The 21,473-nt window shown below is 29.9% G+C and carries 15 protein-coding genes; 7 read left to right on the top strand and 8 right to left on the bottom strand.

Features of this window, described 5'->3' with window-relative positions:
- Positions 1-75: 75 nt before the first annotated feature.
- The 5 genes from LACAL_RS04050 (at position 76) to LACAL_RS04030 (ending at position 5,828) form a co-directional block, all read left to right on the top strand.
- Complete coding sequence (locus tag LACAL_RS04050; RefSeq protein WP_013869432.1) at positions 76-2,907, top strand: carboxypeptidase regulatory-like domain-containing protein; 2,832 nt, start codon at positions 76-78, stop codon at positions 2,905-2,907.
- Between the two features lie 41 nt (positions 2,908-2,948).
- A complete protein-coding gene (locus tag LACAL_RS04045) occupies positions 2,949-4,355 on the top strand; it encodes a DUF5689 domain-containing protein (protein ID WP_013869431.1) in 1,407 nt (468 codons plus the stop codon).
- Positions 4,356-4,455: 100 nt separating this feature from the next.
- Positions 4,456-4,797, top strand: coding sequence for a hypothetical protein (locus LACAL_RS04040; protein ID WP_013869430.1), 342 nt, complete (start codon positions 4,456-4,458; stop codon positions 4,795-4,797).
- A 94-nt stretch (positions 4,798-4,891) separates the two neighbouring features.
- Positions 4,892-5,236: a hypothetical protein gene (locus LACAL_RS04035; protein WP_013869429.1), complete on the top strand. Its 345-nt coding sequence runs from the start codon at positions 4,892-4,894 to the stop codon at positions 5,234-5,236.
- 91 nt (positions 5,237-5,327) lie between these two features.
- Complete coding sequence (locus LACAL_RS04030) at positions 5,328-5,828, top strand: hypothetical protein (protein WP_013869428.1); 501 nt, start codon at positions 5,328-5,330, stop codon at positions 5,826-5,828.
- 49 nt (positions 5,829-5,877) lie between these two features.
- Here LACAL_RS04030 and LACAL_RS04025 read toward each other — a convergent pair whose 3' ends face one another.
- The 6 genes from LACAL_RS04025 to metG form a co-directional block, all read right to left on the bottom strand.
- A complete protein-coding gene (locus LACAL_RS04025) occupies positions 5,878-7,998 on the bottom strand; it encodes a Tex family protein (protein ID WP_013869427.1) in 2,121 nt (706 codons plus the stop codon).
- An 84-nt stretch (positions 7,999-8,082) separates the two neighbouring features.
- On the bottom strand, positions 8,083-8,790 hold the full coding sequence (locus LACAL_RS04020) for an OmpA family protein (RefSeq protein ID WP_013869426.1): 708 nt from the start codon (positions 8,788-8,790) through the stop codon (positions 8,083-8,085).
- A 5-nt stretch (positions 8,791-8,795) separates the two neighbouring features.
- Complete coding sequence (locus LACAL_RS04015; RefSeq protein WP_013869425.1) at positions 8,796-9,269, bottom strand: lipocalin family protein; 474 nt, start codon at positions 9,267-9,269, stop codon at positions 8,796-8,798.
- Positions 9,270-9,378: 109 nt separating this feature from the next.
- Positions 9,379-11,748, bottom strand: coding sequence for a hypothetical protein (locus LACAL_RS04010; protein ID WP_013869424.1), 2,370 nt, complete (start codon positions 11,746-11,748; stop codon positions 9,379-9,381).
- Between the two features lie 80 nt (positions 11,749-11,828).
- A complete protein-coding gene (locus LACAL_RS04005) occupies positions 11,829-13,004 on the bottom strand; it encodes an outer membrane beta-barrel protein (protein WP_083817715.1) in 1,176 nt (391 codons plus the stop codon).
- Between the two features lie 38 nt (positions 13,005-13,042).
- Positions 13,043-15,136, bottom strand: a complete 2,094-nt coding sequence (gene metG, locus LACAL_RS04000) for a methionine--tRNA ligase (RefSeq protein ID WP_013869422.1) — start codon at positions 15,134-15,136, stop codon at positions 13,043-13,045.
- 38 nt (positions 15,137-15,174) lie between these two features.
- On the opposite strand from metG, the gene LACAL_RS03995 reads away from it, so the two are divergent.
- Together LACAL_RS03995 and LACAL_RS03990 are read left to right on the top strand one after the other, a co-directional pair.
- The gene (locus LACAL_RS03995) at positions 15,175-16,182 is read left to right on the top strand and encodes an LD-carboxypeptidase (RefSeq protein WP_013869421.1); all 1,008 of its coding nucleotides are present in this window, start codon (positions 15,175-15,177) and stop codon (positions 16,180-16,182) included.
- 54 nt (positions 16,183-16,236) lie between these two features.
- Complete coding sequence (locus tag LACAL_RS03990; protein ID WP_013869420.1) at positions 16,237-16,596, top strand: YraN family protein; 360 nt, start codon at positions 16,237-16,239, stop codon at positions 16,594-16,596.
- Positions 16,597-16,657: 61 nt separating this feature from the next.
- On the opposite strand, the gene LACAL_RS03985 is transcribed toward LACAL_RS03990, so the two are convergent.
- On the bottom strand, positions 16,658-18,007 hold the full coding sequence (locus tag LACAL_RS03985) for a TlpA disulfide reductase family protein (RefSeq protein WP_013869419.1): 1,350 nt from the start codon (positions 18,005-18,007) through the stop codon (positions 16,658-16,660).
- A gap of 29 nt (positions 18,008-18,036) precedes the next feature.
- Positions 18,037-21,399 carry a transcription-repair coupling factor gene (gene mfd / locus LACAL_RS03980; protein ID WP_013869418.1) on the bottom strand — a complete coding sequence of 1,121 codons (3,363 nt, stop codon included), beginning with the start codon at positions 21,397-21,399 and terminating at the stop codon, positions 18,037-18,039.
- Positions 21,400-21,473: the final 74 nt, after the last annotated feature.

Below are 21,473 nucleotides of genomic sequence, written 5' to 3'. Positions count from 1 at the left end.
GTTTCTAATAAATAATGTAAGTTTGCACGCTGTTAAATAACTATAATTTAACCTTAAACAATTATTATTTCTAGTATGAAAAAAAGTTTATTTATTTTTTTATTTGGAATGTTTTCAACCTTTTCGCTTGTAGCACAAGAGACTATAGTAAAAGGAAGCGTTAAAGACGCTGTAACAAACGAGCCTATTCCAGATGTAACGATTACTGTTGAAGAAACAGGACAGACAGAAAAAACCGATGGCCTTGGCCAGTTTAAGTTCGCAACTCCAGTACCATTTGGAGAACAAATGCTTAAAATTTCTAAACCAGGTTTTTTACCAAAACGCTACGCTATTGTTGTAAACGAAGGAAGAACAGTAGATATTCAAGATATGATTCTTGAAGTAGATCGTGGTAGTCAAGCAGATTTATTTACCATCACTTTATCTGATGATGAATTAAATGATGATACAAGTGGATCAGATAATATATCTGGTTTATTATCATCTTCACAAGACATTTTTCAAAGAACTGCCGCTTTCGAGTTTAGCTCTTCTTTTTTTAGAGTAAGAGGTTTAGACTCAGATAATGGATCAGTTTTAATTAACGGTATTAAAATGAATAAATTTGATACTGGTAGACCACAATGGAGTAATTGGGGTGGATTAAATGATGTTGTTCGTAATCAGGAATTAACAACCGGTTTAAAGCCTTCAGCTTATAACTTTGGTGGTATTTTAGGTACAACAAATATTAATACAAAAGCTTCATCTTATAGAGAAGGTGGCCGTATTACATATTCATCTTCTAATAGAAGTTATACAAACCGTATCATGGCAAGTTACGCCTCTGGTTTAATGGAAGATGGTTGGGCATATACAATTATGGCAGGTCGCCGTTGGGGAAATGAAGGTTTCCAAGATGCAACTTTATACGATTCTAATTCATTTTTTGCATCTATAGAGAAAAAGTTTAACGACAAGCATAGCTTAAACTTTACATCAATTTATGCGCCAAATAGAAGAGGTAAGTCTTCTGCTAATACACAAGAAGTTTACGATTTAAAAGGTATTAAATATAATGAGTATTGGGGTTGGTTAAACGGTGAGAAAAAAAACTCTCGTGTTAAAGAGGTAGAAGAGCCTATTTTAATGTTAAACCATACTTGGGATATTACACCTAAAACTCAATTAAACACAAATATTGGATACCAATTTGGAAAAGTAGGTAATAGCCGTTTAGATTATCCAGGAGGAACCAATCCAAGTCCAGCATATTATCAAGATTTACCAAGTTACCACTTATCTCAAATAGATGATGATGGACCAAATTATGGTGCAGCTTATGGAGCAGAACAAGAATTCTTAAATGATGGTCAAGTAGATTGGACTAGAATTTTTATAGATAATCAAGCTAATAATTTATCAGGAGATACTGCTGCATATGTTTTATATGAAGATAGAACAGACGATAAATTATTTACAGCTAATACAATTTTAAATACAGAAATTAACGAAAACATTTTATTAAATGCAGGTGTTAATTACAGAAGATTGAAATCTGAAAATTTTGCTGAAGTTATAGATCTTTTAGGAAGCACAGTAGGTATTTCAAATATTGATGCTTTTAGCCAAGCAGATTACAATTTGTTAAATCCAGGAATAATTGCTAAAGAAGGTGATAAGTTTAGATATAACTATAACTTATATGCTAACGAAATTGGAGGATTTGCACAAGCACAATTTAAATACAATAAAATAGATTTTTATTTATCTGGAGGTTTAACCAAAACAGATTACCAACGCGAAGGTTTATATAAAAATGAAAACCAAGTATATAGAAATGCAGATGGTACAGAACGTTTAGACAACTCATCTGGAAAAGGAGATAAATTAAATTTTACAGGAATAAGCGGTAAAGCTGGTTTTACTTATAAAATTTCAGGTAAACACTTATTAGATTTTAATGGAGGTTATATTACAAAAGCACCAACATTAAGAAATACATATACTAACTCAAGAGAAAGTCAAGATTATGTAGGCGTATTTTTAGGTGAAAACTTAGACAATGTAGAATTAACAGAAGAGAAAATTAAGTCTATAGACGCAAGTTATATATTTAGATCTCCAATTGTAAAAGCACGTTTAACAGGTTTTTATACTAAAATTGAAGATGCAAACGAAGTATCATTTTACTTCACACAAGGTAACAGACCAGGATTTATTCAAGAAACTGTTGCCAATGCAGACAAAAGACACCTTGGTGGTGAATTAGGAATAGAAGCACAAGTAACACCAACAATTAAATTAAAAGGAGCTGCTTCTGTAGGTCAATACACTTACGATAACAACCCATTTGTATACATTACTTCTACATCTGAAGAGTTTAGAGACACAGACGATCAAGGTAATGAAGTTAACCGTTCTGGAGAAATCTATAAAACAGCTTTAAAAGATTATAAAGTAGCAGGTGGACCACAACGTGCAGCCTCTATAGGGTTTGAATATAGAGACCCAGATTACTGGTGGTTTGGTGCAACAGCAAACTTTTTCTCTAATACTTATGTAGATATAAGTCCATTAGCACGTTCAACATACTTTACTCAAGATATCGATGGTAATACCTATACAGATTATAATGAAGAAGAAGCTAGAGAGTTATTAAGCCAAGAAGAATTTGAAGACTATATGGTAATTAACTTAGTAGGTGGAAAATCTTGGAAAATTGGAGATAAGTATGTAGGTTTCTTTGCAAGTATAGGTAACCTATTAGATAAAGAATATAAAACAGGTGGTTACGAGCAAGGTCGTACTGCAGATTATAGAGCATTACAAGAAGATAATGCTAATGAAGAAAGAGTATTTGGCTCTAAATATTGGTACGGAAGAGGAATTAACTATTTTGTTAACTTTTACGTAAGATTTTAAAAATTAAAAAGAAAAATTTATATTTAATAAAAACGATTATTATGAATAAAACAAATAAAATTTTAGCACTAGCACTAGGTTTAGTATCTGTGCTATTTATAAATTCATGTGTTGAAGACGACGATTTTTCAACTCCAGACTTAACAGTAGTACCAGTAGACGAAAGTTCTTTAGGTTTATTTACATCTTTCTCTAATATTGTTGCAGCATACGATGCAGCAGTTGCAGATGGTGAAAGTGTTGGTGTATTTTCAGTAGAAAATGATGCGCCTATATATACAATAGGTTATGTAGTATCAGATGATAGCGCAGGTAACTTTTTCGAAGAAATAATAATCCAAAACACACCAGATGCAACAGATCCAGTATCAGATGTTAGACGTGGTTTAAAAGTAGAAATCAACCAAGGAGATCTTGGAGGTTACTATAACTTTGGTAGAAAAGTATTTATTAAACTTAATGGTTTAGCTGTTAGTTTAGAAAACGGTGTTTACACTTTAGGTAAGGCAGAAGGAGATAGTTCTGTACAACTTGAAGATCCAGAATATACAGACTTTATTCTTAGAGATGCAGAAGTAGCTACAATTATACCTAAAATGGTTGCTGTTGAAGATTTATCAGAAGAAGATGAAAATACATTTATACAATTATCAAACTCTCAAATAGTAGTTGCAGATAAAAATAAAACATATGCAGGTGAAGATTCAGATCAATTTGATGGTTTTAGAACAATTAAAAACTGTGACACAGATGGAACTATAGATTTACAGACAAGTACATTTGCAGATTTTAAAAACGCTCAATTACCTCAAGGTACTGGAACTATAAAAGGTGTTTATACAAGAGATTTTGGAGACGATTTTAATGTAATAGTATTAAACTCAACAAACGATATAGACTTTACTAATCCAGAAAGATGTGACCCATTCGATATTAATGATTTTAACGTTGTTTTTGAAGAAGATTTTACAGATGGTTTAGCAGGTTGGGATGTTTATAATACAGTTGGAACTTCATCTTGGAATGCTCAAGATTTTAATGATGATTTTTATGCACGTGCTTCAGCTTTCTCAAGTGGAACTATTGTAAATATGGTAAGTTACTTAGTATCTCCATCTTTTGATTTTGATGCACAAGAAGGTGAGCAACTAGTTTTAGAAATTGCCGATGCTTTTAATAATGGAGAGCCTTTAAAAGCTTATTATTCAAACGACTATGTTTCAGGTAACGATCCTTCAACATTTACATGGGTTGAAATAGGAACAGATCAAATTGTAGCTCTATCAGATAATGATGGCTTTTTTGACAACGAATATGAAGCAACTGGTTTAATAGATTTATCAAGTGTAAGTGGTAATGCAGTTATTGCGTTTGTTTATGATAGTAATAATGGAACTATTTCCTCTACTATTGACTTAAGTAATGTTAAAATACTTACACCTCAATAATATTTTATAATAATTATATTAAAAAAACCTGCTAATAACTTAGCAGGTTTTTTACTTTTAAAGGATGACAGTTTTCGACCAAATTTTTTACACCATTTTTATGCGTTTTAAGCTGCGTTATAAACGTAAGGCTAATACTATAGCATTAATATATACTTCGGTATTACAAATAGCAATAGTCTTTTTACTAGGCTGTTTTTTTGCTGCATTTTTTAATCAAATGAATTATAATGCTATTTCTAGTGATAAAGTTTGGGTATTATTTATTATAGCAGCTATAATTATACATGTAAAAAATTGGTTGAAATATAATGGGAAAACAAGAAAAATTATGAATGCAAAATTCACAAAAAAGAAAGCTCCTAATCATAATTTTGGTTTGCTAATAGCGCTTCCGTTTATATGTTTTGTTTTAGCAATAGTTTTTCTACAGGCACTTTAATGCTTTAGTTATATAGCTTAAATTTTTTTGTAAAAACTTTAGCATCTTCTTAACAAGTTATAGTATACCTTTGTACATTATTAGAGCATTTATAATGGCAAGGTTTAAGTACGTAATAATAGCACTTTTTTTTAGTGTATTCGCTTTCTTATCTACAGAAAGTGACCCTATCAATGCTATAAAAAAATCATTTCCGCAACAAACTGTCCAAGCAAACACAGCTTCTCAATATCAAGGTATAATTGTAAACTCAAACCTTGAAATTGTTATTAATTCGCAGCCAGAAACTAACAACTCTTTTTTTAAAAAATTAGGTTTATTAAATGTTGAATTTAAAGAACAGCAAGCGCATTATTTAGTGTATCAAAGCATAAGTCAATACATTAACGTTGGCTTGTCTAAAACACAAATAATTTATCCTTTTCATTGGTTTACATAAAGCAATAATTTATCTCAAATTATTGCAATACAAAAGCTTGTTTTAAGGTTTTGTATTGATTTTCTATACATTAAATCTAAAAAATAAAACAATGAAAATTTCATTTACACTACTAGCAATACTAGTAGTATTAAGTGTGGTAATTCCTTTTTTAATATTTGTTTTTAAAGGACTAAACAGCACATCTAAAACAAAACAAAAAGCCGAAAACCTTATAAAGTCTAGTAATTATAAATATGAAAAAACCGAGGTTTGGAACAACAAATTTATAGGAATAACCAAAGATAAAACAGTGTTTACATATATTCATTTTAAAGATGAAAATGCAATATATAAAAACATAAATGTTTCAGAAATACAATCTTGCGAGTCCATATCAAACTATAAAACAGATAGAGATAAGGTTACAAGGTTAAAAAATTTAGACTTAAAAATATCATTTAAATCTAATAATAAAGCGCCATTATTACTTTGTTTCTATGACACCAATGAAGGTTTTACTGAAGATTATGAATCTCGAAGAATTGAAAATTGGGAATCAATTGTTAAAACAGAATTAAATAAACGCGAAGCAATTAAAAAGGCGTCGTAATGTTACAAAAACAAAAGCATCAACTTATTTGGTTGATGCTTTTTTTATTTTATTTATGTAGTTTTAATTGTATTCGTTTTCTAGAAACATCAACTTCTAAGACTTTTACAATAACTTGTTGATGTAAGTGTACATGCTCATTTACATCTTTTACAAAACTATCAGATAAGTTAGACACGTGTATTAAACCACTTTCTTTTATACCAACATCTACAAAGCAACCAAAATTTGTAATGTTGTTTACAATACCTGGTAATAATTGTCCACTAACCAAATCGTTTATAGTTTTAATATTTTGATTAAAGGAAAAAACTTTAGCTGTCTCTCTTATATCTAGCCCTGGTTTTTCAAGTTCTTTTATAATATCTTCTAAGGTTAATAACCCAACAGTATCTGTACAATATTTTTTTAAATCTATTTTTTGAAGTAGTGATTTGTTACCAATTAAATCATTAATTGAAACCTTTAATTCTTTAGCCATTTTTTCGACTATTTTATAACTTTCTGGATGTACTGCCGAGTCATCTAATGCATTAGTACCTTTTTTAATTCTTAAAAATGCAGCGCCTTGTTCAAAAGCTTTACCACCTAACCGTGGTACTTTTTTTATATCGTTTCTAGTTTTAAAAGCACCATTTTGATTGCGATAGTTAAATATATTTTCGGCTAATTTAGGTCCAATACCAGAGACATAACTTAATAAAGAAGTACTAGCAGTATTAATATTAACACCTACACTGTTTACACAATTTTCAACAACAAGATCAAGTTGTTTTTGTAATTTAGCTTGATCTACATCATGTTGGTATTGTCCAACACCAATAGATTTGGCATCAATCTTTACAAGTTCTGCTAATGGATCTTGTAAACGTCGCCCAATAGAAACAGAGCCACGTACTGTTACATCGTAATTAGGAAACTCGTCTCGTGCAATTTTTGATGCAGAATAAATACTTGCTCCAGCTTCGCTAACCACAAATACTTGAACATCATTTTTAAAATGTACTTTTTTTACTAAAGCTTCTGTTTCTCTTGATGCAGTGCCATTACCTATTGCTATGGCTTCAATTTTATAAGCCTCGGTTAAAGAGGCTATTTTTTTTATTGATCCTGTTGTGTCGCTTTTTGGTGGATGTGGATATATTGTTTCGTTATGTAATAAAGTACCTTGCGCATCTAAACATACAAGTTTGCAGCCGGTTCTAAATCCGGGATCTATTGCAAGAACGCGTTTTTCACCTAGTGGAGAACCTAGTAACAGTTGTTTTAAGTTTTTTGCAAACACAGAAATTGCAGAAGCATCTGCTTTTTCTTTTGCATTTTGTAGCGCTTCATTACTTAAAGATGGAAATAGTAAACGTTTGTATGCATCACTAATGGCTAATTCTATTTGGTCTGCACAGGCATTATTACTTTTTATAAGTTTCCTGTCTATATTCTCTAAAGCTTTTATTTTGTCAATGTCAATTTTTACTCTAATAAAACCTTCTTTTTCAGCTCTTAAAATGGCTAATAATCTATGAGATGGAATACGGTTTAAAGCTTCTTCCCAATCAAAATAATCTCTAAACTTTTGTGCATTATCATCTTCTTTTTTTGCTTTTACTACTTTTGTAGAAATCATTGCATAGCGTTGCAATTGGTTTCTTAAATTATTTCTAATATCGGTACGTTCATTAATCCACTCTGCAATAATATGTCTTGCACCTTCAAGCGCCTGGTCTGCCGTTTTAACGTCGTTTTTTATATACTTAAACGCAATAGACTCTATGTCGTTTGCATTTTGACTCATAATAATTTTTGCCAAAGGCTCTAAACCATTTTTGCGTGCTTTTTCGGCTTTGGTTTTTCTACTTTTTTTGTAGGGTAGATATAAGTCTTCAAGAGTTGTTAAGTCTACGCAAGCTTGAATTTTTGCTTTTAATGTTTCGGTTAAAAGATTTTGTTCTTCAATTGCTTTTAATATGGCAATTTTTCTTTTTTCTAAAGTTTCAAATGCTTCTTTATATTTAACAATGTCACCAATTTGTACTTCATCTAGATTTCCAGTAGCTTCTTTTCTATATCTTGATATAAAAGGAATTGTAGCATCTTGATTTAATAATTCTATCGTGTTTTTAACAGATTTCTCGTTAATTTTTGTTCGAGAAGTAATGTATTTTAAAAGCATAAAAAAAGACCTTATTATTTGTTAATAAGGTCTTGTAATATATTTATCTCTTTTTAATTTTCAATAAGAAAATGTAAAAGTTTTTTAGTTTTCTCCAGACTGAGTTTTTGCTTCATCAATCATTTTTTGGTTTGGGACAATGGCAATATTTACACGTCTGTTTTTCGCTCTTCCTTCTTTTGTGCTATTGTCATTTGTAGGTTGTCCTTCTCCAAACCAATTTGTAGTTACTCTAGCGTTACTAATTCCTTGATTAGTAAGGTAGTTTGTAACTGCGTAAGCTCTATTTTTAGATAGTGTCATGTTACTGTCTTCGCTACCAACACTATCTGTGTGACCAACTACTAAAATATTAGTATCTGGATATTCACGAAATACGCCTATTAATTTACTTAAGGTTGCTTGTGAAGCAGCATTAATATTATACTTAGCGGTATCAAAATACACACCACTGTTTTCATCAAAAGTTACAACAATTCCATCATCTACACGTTCAACTTCAGCTCCAGGAATTTCTTCTTCAATTTTTTGTGCTTGTTTATCCATTTTGCTACCAATAAGTACTCCAGCGCCACCGCCAACAACGCCACCAATAACGGCACCTAATTCGCCATTACCTCCTTTACCAACGTTATTACCTATTATGGCTCCTAGAATGGCTCCACCAGTAGCTCCAATTACGCCACCTTTTTGTTTGTTATTTGCATTTTTTACAGAGCTACAGCTTGACATAGAAAGTACTACCATAACGGTTAGTATAGCTGTAGATATTTTATATATTGTTGATTTCATAGTTTTTATAGTTTTGAAAAGTTCATATTAATTGTAAATGGTTTTCCATCTACATTTACGGTTTGTTGCCATTGCATGGCTAGGTCTGATAGTTGAGACAACTTTAATCTAAATCCTTGATTGAATTCACTTTTACCTTTTGCGTTGGTTGGTTTTAATAGAAAGTGATAAAGGCCAGTAGTTTCATCGGTTTCTTGAATAGTAAAAATAAAATTACGATCTCCAGTATCGCAAGTACTGTTTACAATACTATATATACCCGTATTATTATTTGGTATAAATTGCCAAGTACTTTGCTCGAAACATTCTTTAGATGTATCGTTTAGTAATTTTACATTGTATGTCCCAGGTTCGCTATAATTTATAGAATTAAGAACCCATTGACCTTTAATAGTTTTTTCAGATTGTCTTACAACTTTTGGAGTTCCGCATGAAGCAAGGAATCCTGTGGTTAAAAGTAGTAATAGTAGTTTTTTCATGGTTTCTAATTTTGATTTATATAAAAATACAATCGCAATTATGAAACATTATTAAAAAAAACTCAATTAGCAAATGTTTAACGAAGTGTGTATGTGAGTAAAAGTAATATTAATTTAGGTTAACTACTTTTGTTGTAGATATAAAATCTCCATCATTTGTCATACCCTCAATAAATAGTTTTATACTTTTTATTTTTGGGTTTTCAATTTTAAATGAAGCTATACCGTTATTGTTTATTTTTAAATTAGATATCCAATCTATAACGCCATAATATTTAAAAAAATCACTAGTATAGGAAGTATATACCGGTTTGTAAAATTTTTTATCTTCACTAAAAGTTAAAGGTATTTTATAAGATTTATAATTTTTTCCTTTTGAGTTATTAGATACCATTAAATTATCGTTCGTATATATCTTAATTACTCCAGCTCCACCTCTAATGCCTTCTCCAATTCCACTTTTATTGATTTCTATATAATCTATAGTAGTCATAGGTATAGAAGATATTCGGGCTAGATCTAATAACGGTAAATCATTTAAAAAAACTAAAGGATTTGTTCTGCCTGTAAGACTATTAGCATTTCTGTTTATAATATATGGGTTGCCTTTTGAATCTATACCAGTAGCGAAGTAAGAACTAAAATATGCCATTAAATTTGGAGTCCTTTCTCTCATATTATCATTCCAAATATCAATTTTACCCCAAGAAGAGCGTCTTAATTTTTCTAATCTTTTTTCCTTTTTTTTAGATTCAATATACACTTCATCTAATTTCTGAGTTTTATCAAGATTTGAACTTAAAAAAACATTATTTACTGTATTAATATTTTTAAAATTAGAATTAATTTTTAAAACTTCTATTTTATTTTTTATGCTAGAAATTTTTGAAGGGTAGAATTGAATATACAATCCAGGTTTTTTTAAATCTCCTTTTTTATTAAATTCTGCAATATTTAATTTTTCATTATTAATTGGGTAAAAATCTCTAAGTTCAAATTTACTATCTCCTATGGAAGTGTCAAAAACCATAGATTTATTATTTTGAGTGGGATACATTATAAATTTATTAGATTTAGAGTTGTTAATATTAGCTTTAAAGTAAATTCCTTTCTCAAATACGTAATTAACTTTTGGTGGGTTATTAAATATGTTAAACCAATTGTAACTACTCCAACCTTGTGTAATTAGTAAATTATCTAAACTCTGCATTTTTTTTGAAGAAATATCTGTAAAATAATATTTAGCATTCTCTATGTAACTATTTATATAAGGTTGTAAAAAAGTATAAGATAAAATATTATGATGATGATTATAAGATCTTGTATTTTCAGGTAAAACAGAAATACTTAAATTGTTGTAATTAGATGCATCAAATTTTAAATTTATTATAGTAGAATCTGCTAACTTAGAAAAACTGCTTGTAACTTTGTTTAGTGTGTTAATTCCATTATAATTGAAAAATAAACGTTCAAGAATTGGCTTGTTTTCAGAGTTAAAAAGTGTAAAAACATTTATACCCGTATTTAGCTTGCTTAAGTTTATTAAAGAAGTTATTTCAGTTTTATTTCGAAAATCAATTTCAATTATTTCTAATTTATCACCGTTGTGTATTGTTAATCTATAGGCTTCATTTTTAATATCTCTTTGAGTTTTTTTGTTTGTTTTTAAGCTTATAATAACTTTACTGTTTGTTCTTTTTAAATTTAGAGTGACTCCTTTTTTTTCAATATTATTTAGTTTAAAAAGATATTTTTTTTCATCTATATTTAATTCTACATTGTATTTTTTATCAGATGATGGCGTAAAAGAAAAACGGCCAATGCCTAAATGATTTGTTTTGAAACTTATAATAATGTTATTTTCAGAATCTAAAACTTTTCCTGAAACGTTTGCAATACTATTTCCATATTTATTTTTAGTGATTACTCCAAAAGTATTTTCTACATCATATATTGCATGACCACTTTCGGGTAAAAATTGGGCATCTATGCTATGCTTTGCAATATCTGTGTTGTTATTATTGTTTTCCTTGTCTATATTTAATACTTTAAAAGGTTGCGTGTAAAAATTTTGTTCATTAAAATTTTTTTGCCAGTTTGTATAGGCTTTAAACACATAATCTCCCGAGGTAAATGTAGTATCTATATTAAAATTTGCGTTGGCAACACCATTAGTGATTTTAATAAGTTTACTTTTTACAATAGTTTTATTAGAGTCTTCAATTATACAATATAAATTAGTAGTAAGTAATGAAGGTTTTTTAGATTTCTTATCTAAAACGTACGAAGTAAAACCCATTGTTTCACCTTTTATATAAGTTGATTTATTTAAATGAGCAAAGGTAATTTCTCTTGAAATTTTAGAGTATGAAGCGAAAGCTTTAAATAGGCTATCATTAGGTTTTTGAGCATATATTATATTCGAATATGATAAAAAAAGAAAAGTGACGATTAGGAAAAATTTTAGTTTTTTTATCATATTCGAATGTTTTATTGGTCTAAGTCGTAATTTTATCAATAATCACGCCATTGTTTTTGGTGATTTGTTAATTGTTTTTTCTACAATATATTATAAGATAAAATTAGAGAGGTGTTTTTAAAAGAAGTAGTTAACACATTATAATTGTTTGTAATATTGTGAGGTGCAAACCATTTAAAAGCTATACCATATTTTTTATATTTATAGCCCAATCCTAAACCTAAACGAAGAGGCGTTTTAAAATCTGAGTTAATGTCTACCTGAGTACCTGTAGCTTTAAGAGTTATATTATTATCATTTACTAAATTCACATAGCCACTTGCGTCTATAAAAAGTTTTGAATTTTGGTTTAAATACATGTAATGTCTAGCTCCAACTGCAATTTCAATACTATTATATTTAATAGATGTTGGATCTGAAGTTTGACTGTTTAAAGTTTCTCCCTCAAAGCTTCTATAATATAACCCAGAAATAAACGAATATTTATAGTTGTTTATGGGAAATATTACTTCAATTTCAGCTCCAAAAGTTAAAGTTGTTTTAGATCCATAATCAAAGTAGTTGTCCACTGTTGGGCTGTTATAATTTGAGAAATCTAATTCAAGACTAGAATTATTTATTCCTCCTATAATATTAACATTAAACTTCGTTTTTTGTTCTTTTTCTATGTATTTAGAAGGTTGGTTATTACATTCATTGTAATTAATAAAGTGATTTTTTAAATCTTCTTTTTTTAATTTTACAGATTGAATATCCATATTATTACAATTAACATCAACAACTAATTTTTTTATATAATCGTTATTAAATCCTGTTAACTCACCTTTTTTAAATGATTTTTTTATCAATTCTTTATTAGGTTTGTTGTCTACACTATATATAAAATGTGTTTCTGTTTTATTTTTAAAATAGTATAGATTGGCTTTACCTTCCACAATAATTTCTGCAAAAAAATCTTTTGGAGCTAATTTTATTTCTTTAGTGCCTGAAATGTCTACGTCTGCTGTTATGGTTCTATATTTAGCTATATTATAGATTTCAATTTCTTTAATCTCTTTTATCGATATTTCTTGTTTTGCATCACTTTTAGAAATTTTATAGTTAAAAAAATCTGGAACATGATCTTTATTTTGGTATTTAATTAACACATTTGTTTTTTCACCATTTTTTTTAATAATATGTCCTTTTTTATATTTCATTTGAGAAAATAAAATTGTTGAACATAGAAAGAATGATAGAGTTAATAGTTTTTTCATAAATAAGCTTGGTTAGTTTTAAAAATTAAATTGATTATCTAGTTAATAGTTAGGCCATTAATTACTTCTGCTTGGTCTGGATTCACAAACACTAGTTTTCCTTCGGGAGTTTCTGTCATTAAAATCATGCCTTCGCTTTCTACACCACGTAATGCTCTTGGTGCAAGATTTACTAATACTGTTACTTTTTTACCAACAACTTCTTCGGCAGTAAAACTTTCTGCAATACCAGAAACAATTGTTCTTACATCAATGCCAGTATCTACTTTTAAAACAAGTAGTTTTTTTGCTTTTGGCATTTTTTCTGCTTCTAAAATAGTGCCAACACGCATGTCTAACTTTGTAAAATCATCATAAGTAATGGTGTCTTTTTGTGGTTCTACAACTTTATTTGCAGCCTCATTAGCTTTTTTACTAGCTTCTAATTTATCTAATTGTGTCTGTATTTCTTTGTCTTCAATTTTAGAGAATAAAAGTTCTCCTTTTCCTATTTGATGATCTGTTGGAAGTAAAATTTCATTTGATGAAACATCAGTCCAGTTTTGTGCTTCGGCAAGGTTATTAAATGCTAAAATAGATTTTAATTTTGCAGAGGTAAATGGTAAAAACGGTTCGCTTAATATTGCTAAAGCTGATGCTATTTGTAGCGCTACAAACATTATTGTTTTTGTTCTCTCTCCATCTGTTTTAATTAATTTCCATGGTTCTTCGTCTGCTAAATATTTATTTCCAAGTCTTGCTAAATTCATTAACTCTTGAGATGCTTCTCTAAAACGGTAGCGTTCTAAAGAACTCTCTATTACACTTGGGTATGCGTTTATTGCAGCTAGAGTTTCTTGGTCTACACTAGAATATTCTCCTGGTTTTGGTACTATACCGTTATAATATTTATTAGTTAAAACAACTACACGATTTATAAAGTTTCCAAATATGGCAACTAACTCGTTGTTGTTTCTTGCTTGAAAATCTTTCCAAGTAAAATCGTTATCTTTTGTTTCTGGTGCATTTGCTGTTAAAGCATAACGCAAAACATCTTGTTTGTTTGGGAAGTCTTGTAAATATTCTGGTAACCAAACAGCCCAATTTTTAGATGTTGATAATTTATTGCCTTCTAAATTTAAAAACTCATTAGCAGGTACATTATCTGGTAATATGTAAGATCCTTCTGCTTTTAGCATAGCAGGAAAAATTATACAATGAAATACAATATTATCTTTACCAATAAAGTGTACTAATTTAGTGTCTTCATCTTTCCAGTACGGTTCCCAATCTTTGCCTTCTCTTGCAGCCCATTCTTTAGTTGCAGATATATAACCAATTGGCGCATCAAACCAAACATAAAGTACTTTGCCTTCGCCACCAGGAACAGGTACAGGAATTCCCCAATCAAGGTCACGTGTTACTGCTCTTGGTCTTAAACCATCGTCTATCCAAGATTTAACTTGACCGTATACATTAGGTTTCCAATCTTTTTTATGACCTTCAAGAATCCAGTCTTTTAAAAATTGCTCATGTTTGTTTAATGGTAAAAACCAGTGTTTTGTTTCTTTTAAAGTAGGAACATTTCCTGTAATTGCAGATTTAGGATTTATTAAATCTGTAGCATTATGGCTGGTTCCACACTTTTCACATTGATCACCATAACTTTCTTCATTGCCACATTTTGGGCAAGTACCAATAACAAACCTATCGGCTAAAAACTGGTTAGCTTCTGCATCGTATAATTGTTCAGATACTTCTTCAACAAACTCATTTTTATCGTATAATGTTTTAAAAAACTCTGAAGCTGTATCGTGATGAATTTTGGCAGACGTTCTAGAGTAATTATCGAAAGTAATACCAAAATCTTCAAAAGAATCTTTAATTATTTTATGATATCTATCTACAATTTGCTGTGGTGTAACGCCTTCTTTTTTTGCTTTAATAGTAATTGGCACACCATGTTCATCACTTCCACAAATAAAAGCAACATCGTTACCAGTTAAACGCTTATATCTTGCATAAATATCTGCCGGTACATACACACCTGCTAAATGTCCAATATGTATTGGACCATTAGTATATGGTAATGCTGCGGTAATTGTATATCTTTTTGACATCATCTTTTCTTTTGAAGCCGTAAAAGTACACATTTTGATAGCCATTTAGAAAAAAAATGTACATTTACAATATGTCGAAAATTAGAATAATATTGATTTTGTGTAGTGCTATTTTTCTATTTGGAAATACCAGTTTAACTGCACAAAGTAAAAATGAAAACAAATTGATACAACCACCTTATTTAAAAGCTGGCGATACTGTTGCTATTGTTGCGCCTTCAGGAATTTTAAAAAATAGAAATGATGAAGTTGCCCGCGCTAAAAAATTACTAGAAAGCTGGAATTTAAATGTTATCGTTGGTGATAATGTTTTTAAAAAAGACAATCATTTTGCAGGAACAGATGCAGAACGTTGTGAAGATTTCCAGAAAGCATTAGACGATAAAAGTATAAAAGCGATTTGGAGTGCACGTGGCGGTTATGGTACGGTTAGAATTTTAGATAAACTTGATTATTCTAAATTTTTAAAACAACCTAAATGGATTATTGGATATAGTGATATTACAGCTTTACATAACCAATTACATACTATAGGAGTAGAAACAATTCACGGTATAATGTGTGTGAGTTTACCTAATGATTTAAGTAAAATTGAAAAAAGCATCGAAACTTTTAAATCTGCAATTTTTGGACAACCTTTAGCTTATACTTTAACAGGATCAAAATATAATAGAACAGGTAGTGCCAAAGGACAACTTGTTGGTGGGAATTTAACTATTTTACATACTATGTTAGGTTCTAATACTAGTATTGATGTGGATGGAAAAATATTATTTATTGAAGAAATAGGTGAGTACAAATACCATATAGACCGTATGTTACAAAGTATGAAACGTGCTGGTTATTTTGATAATTGCAAAGGTGTTATTGTTGGAGATATGAGTAGAATGAGAAAAAACACAACACTTTGGGGAAGTAGTGTAGAGCAATTAATTATTGATGCTTTAGAAGATTATAATTTTCCAATTGCGTTTAACATGCCTGCTGGTCATGAAGATGATAACAGAGCTATGATTTTAGGAAGAACAATACAACTAGACGTTAATAGTTCTCAATCTACAATTACTTTTGAAAAATAATTTTTAGTAATGAAAAATAACTGCTAACAGCATACTAAAACAGATTACTTATCGATGGCAAAACACAACGAGCTTGGCAAAAAAGGAGAGCAATTAGCCGTAGATTTTTTATTAAAAAAGGACTATGAAATTGTAGAACGCAATTACCGTTTTGATAAAGCCGAGGTTGATATTATTGCCAGAATAGAAGATACTTTAGCAATTATAGAGGTTAAAACACGGTCGACTACAAATTTTGGAAATCCACAAGATTTTGTAAAACCAAAACAAATACAACGTTTAGTAAAAGCAGTTAATGAATATGTTATTGAAAACGCATTGGATGTAGAGGTTCGTTTTGATATTATAGCTATTGTTAAGGAAAATAAGCGTTTTGTTATTGAGCATCTTGAAAATGCTTTTTATCACTTTTAAAAACATAAAAAGCGAAGTATGTACTTCGCTTTTTGTATTACTAACATTTTAATTAAAATGTTTATTTTTTTGTTTTAGACTTAATGGTATTAAAATTTGTTTTAAACCCATCTATATCTTCTGGTTTAGAAACTATTTTTTTGTCTTTATCTAATATATAATATGAAGGCGTGCTTGTTACATTATACTGGTTCCCTATTTCATTATCCCATTTACCTTCTCCAAATACGTGAATAAAATCTGGATATTCAAAAGTCATTTCTTTCCAGCGGTACTCATCATTATCTAATGCGATAGCAATTACTTTAATATCTTCTTTATTTTGTTTAGCTATGTATTCTTTTAACTTAGGAATTTCATCAAGACAATGAGAGCATGTTGTGCTCCAAAAGAATATTAAATAGTTGTTTGAAGAATCTAAAGCACTTAATTTAGAGCTTACAGTTTTATTAGTTTTGTTGTCTTTAATTTTTAAATTAAAATCTGGTGCTATATTACCTATTGAAGCGTTTTTAAAATAGGTAAGTGTTTGTGTTAACTCGAAGTCTTTACTTGCTTTTGCTATAGACATTAAATACTTGTCTGATATTTTATTTGCAACAACTTCATTGTTTTCACTAGCAAATTGACTCCAAAGTATTTCTAATAAAATTTTCTTTATTTCTGGATTATTACCAATAGCATTTACTACTGTATCTACATTCTCTATGTAAGATTTATCAGGATTATTTCTATCTACAAACCCTAAAACGTAATTAATAGTATTGTCTATTAAAAAACCAGAGTTTTGAAGTGACTTATTACTAAAATCTATATGTTTAAAGTAGTTGTTTTTTACTCCTTTAGAAAAGGTTGCAACATCTTCCACTTGTGTTGGAATGTATGGGTGGCAAGCTTTAATAAAAGTATTAGCAATCATACCTTTTGATGCTGTTTCAAATTCATTTTGTGTACGCTCAAGGATTTTAAAAATTTCCATATATCCTTTTTCATCTTTTTTTCCAGAGCCATAATACTTTCGTATACTTTGGTTTACTAAAGCCATACTTTTATTGTATGAAGTATACATTTTATTTTCGGCAGATTCTATAAAACTCACACCTTGCTCTAAATCGAATGTTAAAACAACATCTTCTTTATTGTTAACAATAAAATCGAAGTTGTATTCTTCTTGTGGTTGTGCGTAAACCAACCTATAGGTTCCTGGTACAGCTGTAGAGTCTAATTTAATTTCAAAGTTTCCTTTTTCATCAACATCTGCATTACCTACAAATAGAGAAGTTTGTGCGGTAACACGATATAAAAAGGCAAATTTAAACTGTTCTGCAGGAGAAAAGGTTCCTTTTACACTATGTTGTGCAAACAACATAACAGGTAAAAAAGCGAGTACAAAAAGAATTTTTTTAGTCATTTTTTTAGTTTATTTTATTAAGACAAAAACTAAGCCAAAATTGGTTTTAAAGCCTTTAAGGCTTGATCTACAGTTTTAATATTATCAAAGGTAAGTAATAATCGTAAACCATTTCTGGTTTGTTTTTCTTTCATTTTACCTGCCATTGGATTTTGTTGAATGTATTTTAATAGTTTAGTAAAATTACCACTTTGGTAGAAGCTACTTTGTTGGTCGTTAATAAAATAGCCAACTAATTTTCCTTTTTTCATGATTACTTTTTCTAAACCTAATTTTGTTGCTAACCATTTTAGCCTAACACTATTTAGTAAGTCTACAACTTGTGTTGGTAATTCTCCAAAACGGTCTATTAAATCTATTTCGAATTTTTCTAATTCTTCTTCGGTTTTAAAATTGTTTAATTGAGTATACAGGTTTAACCTTTCACTAATATTATTAATATAATCGTCTGGAAACAGTAGTTCGAAATCTGTATCTATGGTAATATCTTTTACGTATTCTTTATCGTTTATATCTTCGCTATAAAGGTCTTTAAATTCTGTTTCTTTAAGTTCTTCTATAGCTTCGTTTAATATTTTTTGGTAAGTATCAAAACCAATTTCGTTAATAAAACCACTTTGTTCGCCGCCTAATAAATCTCCAGCACCACGAATTTCTAGATCTTTCATTGCTATATTAAAGCCGCTACCTAAGGCTGTAAATTGCTCTAATGCTTGAATACGTTTTCTGGCATCTGGAGTCATAGCATCATAGCCTGGCGTTATAAAGTAACAAAAGGCTTTTTTATTACTCCTACCAACGCGACCACGCATTTGGTGCAAATCACTTAACCCAAAATTATTGGCATTATTTATAAATATGGTGTTTGCATTAGGTACATCTAAACCACTTTCTATTATTGTAGTACTTACTAAAACATCAAAATCACCATTAATAAAAGCAAGCATAAGCTCTTCTAGTTTTTTGCCATCTAGTTGGCCATGACCAATTCCAATTTTAGCATCTGGTACTAAACGCTGTAACATTCCAGCAACTTCTTTAATGTTTTCTATACGATTATGAATAAAAAATATTTGTCCGCCACGTTGTATCTCATAACTTACAGCATCGCGAATGGTTTCTTCGTTAAAACGAATAACATTACTCTCTATAGGAAAACGGTTTGGTGGTGGTGTTGTTATAACCGATAAATCTCTTGCTGCCATTAAGCTAAACTGAAGCGTTCTTGGTATAGGTGTAGCAGTTAGAGTTAAAACATCAACATTATCTTTTAGTGTTTTTAGTTTTTCTTTTACGGCAACTCCAAACTTTTGTTCTTCGTCTACTATTAATAAGCCTAAGTCTTTAAATTTTACTTTTTTATTTACTAATTGGTGTGTACCAATAATAATATCTACATGTCCTTTTTCAAGCTTTTCTATTGTTTCTCTTTTCTCTTTTGCTGTACGAAAACGGTTAAGATAATCTACAGTTACAGGAAATTCTTTTAAACGTTCGCTAAAGGTTTTATGGTGTTGAAACGCAAGTATTGTAGTTGGTACTAAAACGGCAACCTGTTTACCATTATCTACAGCTTTAAAGGCGGCACGAATGGCAACTTCGGTTTTACCAAAACCTACATCGCCACAAATTAAACGATCCATTGGGCGTTCGCTCTCCATATCGGCTTTAATATCTGCCGTGGCTTTTATTTGGTCTGGCGTATCTTCGTATATAAAAGAGGCTTCTAGCTCATGTTGCAAATAGCTATCTGTATTGTATTGATAGCCTTTTTCTAACTTGCGTTTTGCATAAAGTTTTATTAAGTTGAAAGCTATATGCTTTACACGGGCTTTGGTTTTTTGTTTTAAAGTTTTCCAGGCTTTGCTTCCTAGTTTATAAACTTTAGGTGGTTTGCCATCTTTACCGTTAAATTTGGTGATTTTATGTAGAGAGTGAATGCTTAAATATAAAATATCTCGCTCTCCATATACAAGCTTTATGGCTTCTTGTTTTTTACCTTCTACATCTATTTTTTTAAGTCCGCCAAATTTTCCTATACCATGATCTATATGTGTAACATAATCGCCAATATCTAGGTTTGTAAGTTCTTTTAAGGTAATGGCTTGTTTTTTTGCGTAGCCATTTTTAAGATGAAACTTATGGTAGCGTTCGAAAATTTGATGGTCTGTATAGCAAACTATTTTATTTTCATGATCTATAAAACCTTGGTATAAGGAAATTATTATAGTCTCGTAATGTACTTGGCCTTCAACATCATCAAAAATATCATGGAAGCGTTTGGCTTGTTGTTCGCTAATACAAGCTATATAGTTTTTGTAACCGTTATTGTGGTTACTATTTAGGTTTTCTATTAATAAGTTAAACTGTTTGTTAAATGCAGGTTGTGGTGTGGTATTAAAGCTTATGTTTTGCGATGGGTTTAACCAAGCATCGTTACCAAATTCTACAACATTAAACTCTAATAGTTGTTTTTTTAATAGGGTAGAGTTGCAAAATAGTTCTTGCGGTTCTGCATGTTTTAAATCTGAAGATAAGTTTTTAAAGGCTTCTTCGGCTTTATTAAATAAGCTGTCTATTCTTGAAAATAATAAGTCTACATTTTTAGTGTACACCACTGTTTTTTGAGCAATGTATTTAAAGAAACTTGCGCGTGACTCTTCTAAAAACTTGTTTTCTACATTAGGGATTATTCCTATTTTTTTTATTTGCTCGTTAGAGAGTTGTGTTTCTACATCGAAGGTTCTAATACTGTCTACTTCGTCTCCAAAAAATTCTATACGGTATGGCTCATCATGAGAGAATGAGAATACATCTACAATACCACCACGTACAGAAAATTCGCCTGGTTCTGTAACAAAATCTACACGTTTAAATTTATACTCAAATAATACTTCGTTTACAAAGTCTATGTTTAAATCGTCTCCAACATTTATTTTTAGTGTGTTGCGTTCTAGTTCTTTACGTGTTACTACTTTTTCGAATAAAGCATCTGGATATGTTACTATTATCGCGGGCTTTTTTTGCGAGTTTATGCGATTTAAAACTTCTGCCCGAAGTAATACGTTTGCATTATCTGTTTCTTCAATTTGGTATGGCCTGCGGTAGCTTCCAGGATAAAATAAAACGTCTTTAGAGTTTAGTAGTTGTTCGAAGTCGTTAAGATAAAAAGCGGCTTCTTCTTTATCGTTAAATATTAATAAAAAAGGTTTTTGTGCGTTTTTAAAACTTTCGCTTACTACAAACGATAGCGATGAACCTACTAAACCTTTTAAATGAGATTTTGTATTGTCTTGGTTTTTATCGAAATTTTCGTTTTGGGTAATAGAATCCTGTAGTTTTTGCAGTTGCAAAGACTTTAAATAGGTTTGCGAGATTAATGTTTTGCTCACTTATTTTGTGTTATACTACAAATATAAGTGTTAGAATTATTATTTGGTAATTGAGGCTTTTTAATTGCTGGTTT

This window comes from Lacinutrix sp. 5H-3-7-4 (assembly GCF_000211855.2).
Classification (GTDB): domain Bacteria; phylum Bacteroidota; class Bacteroidia; order Flavobacteriales; family Flavobacteriaceae; genus Lacinutrix.
Note: the sequence above shows the minus strand (reverse complement) of the source record. Positions and strands in the feature narration are given on the sequence as shown.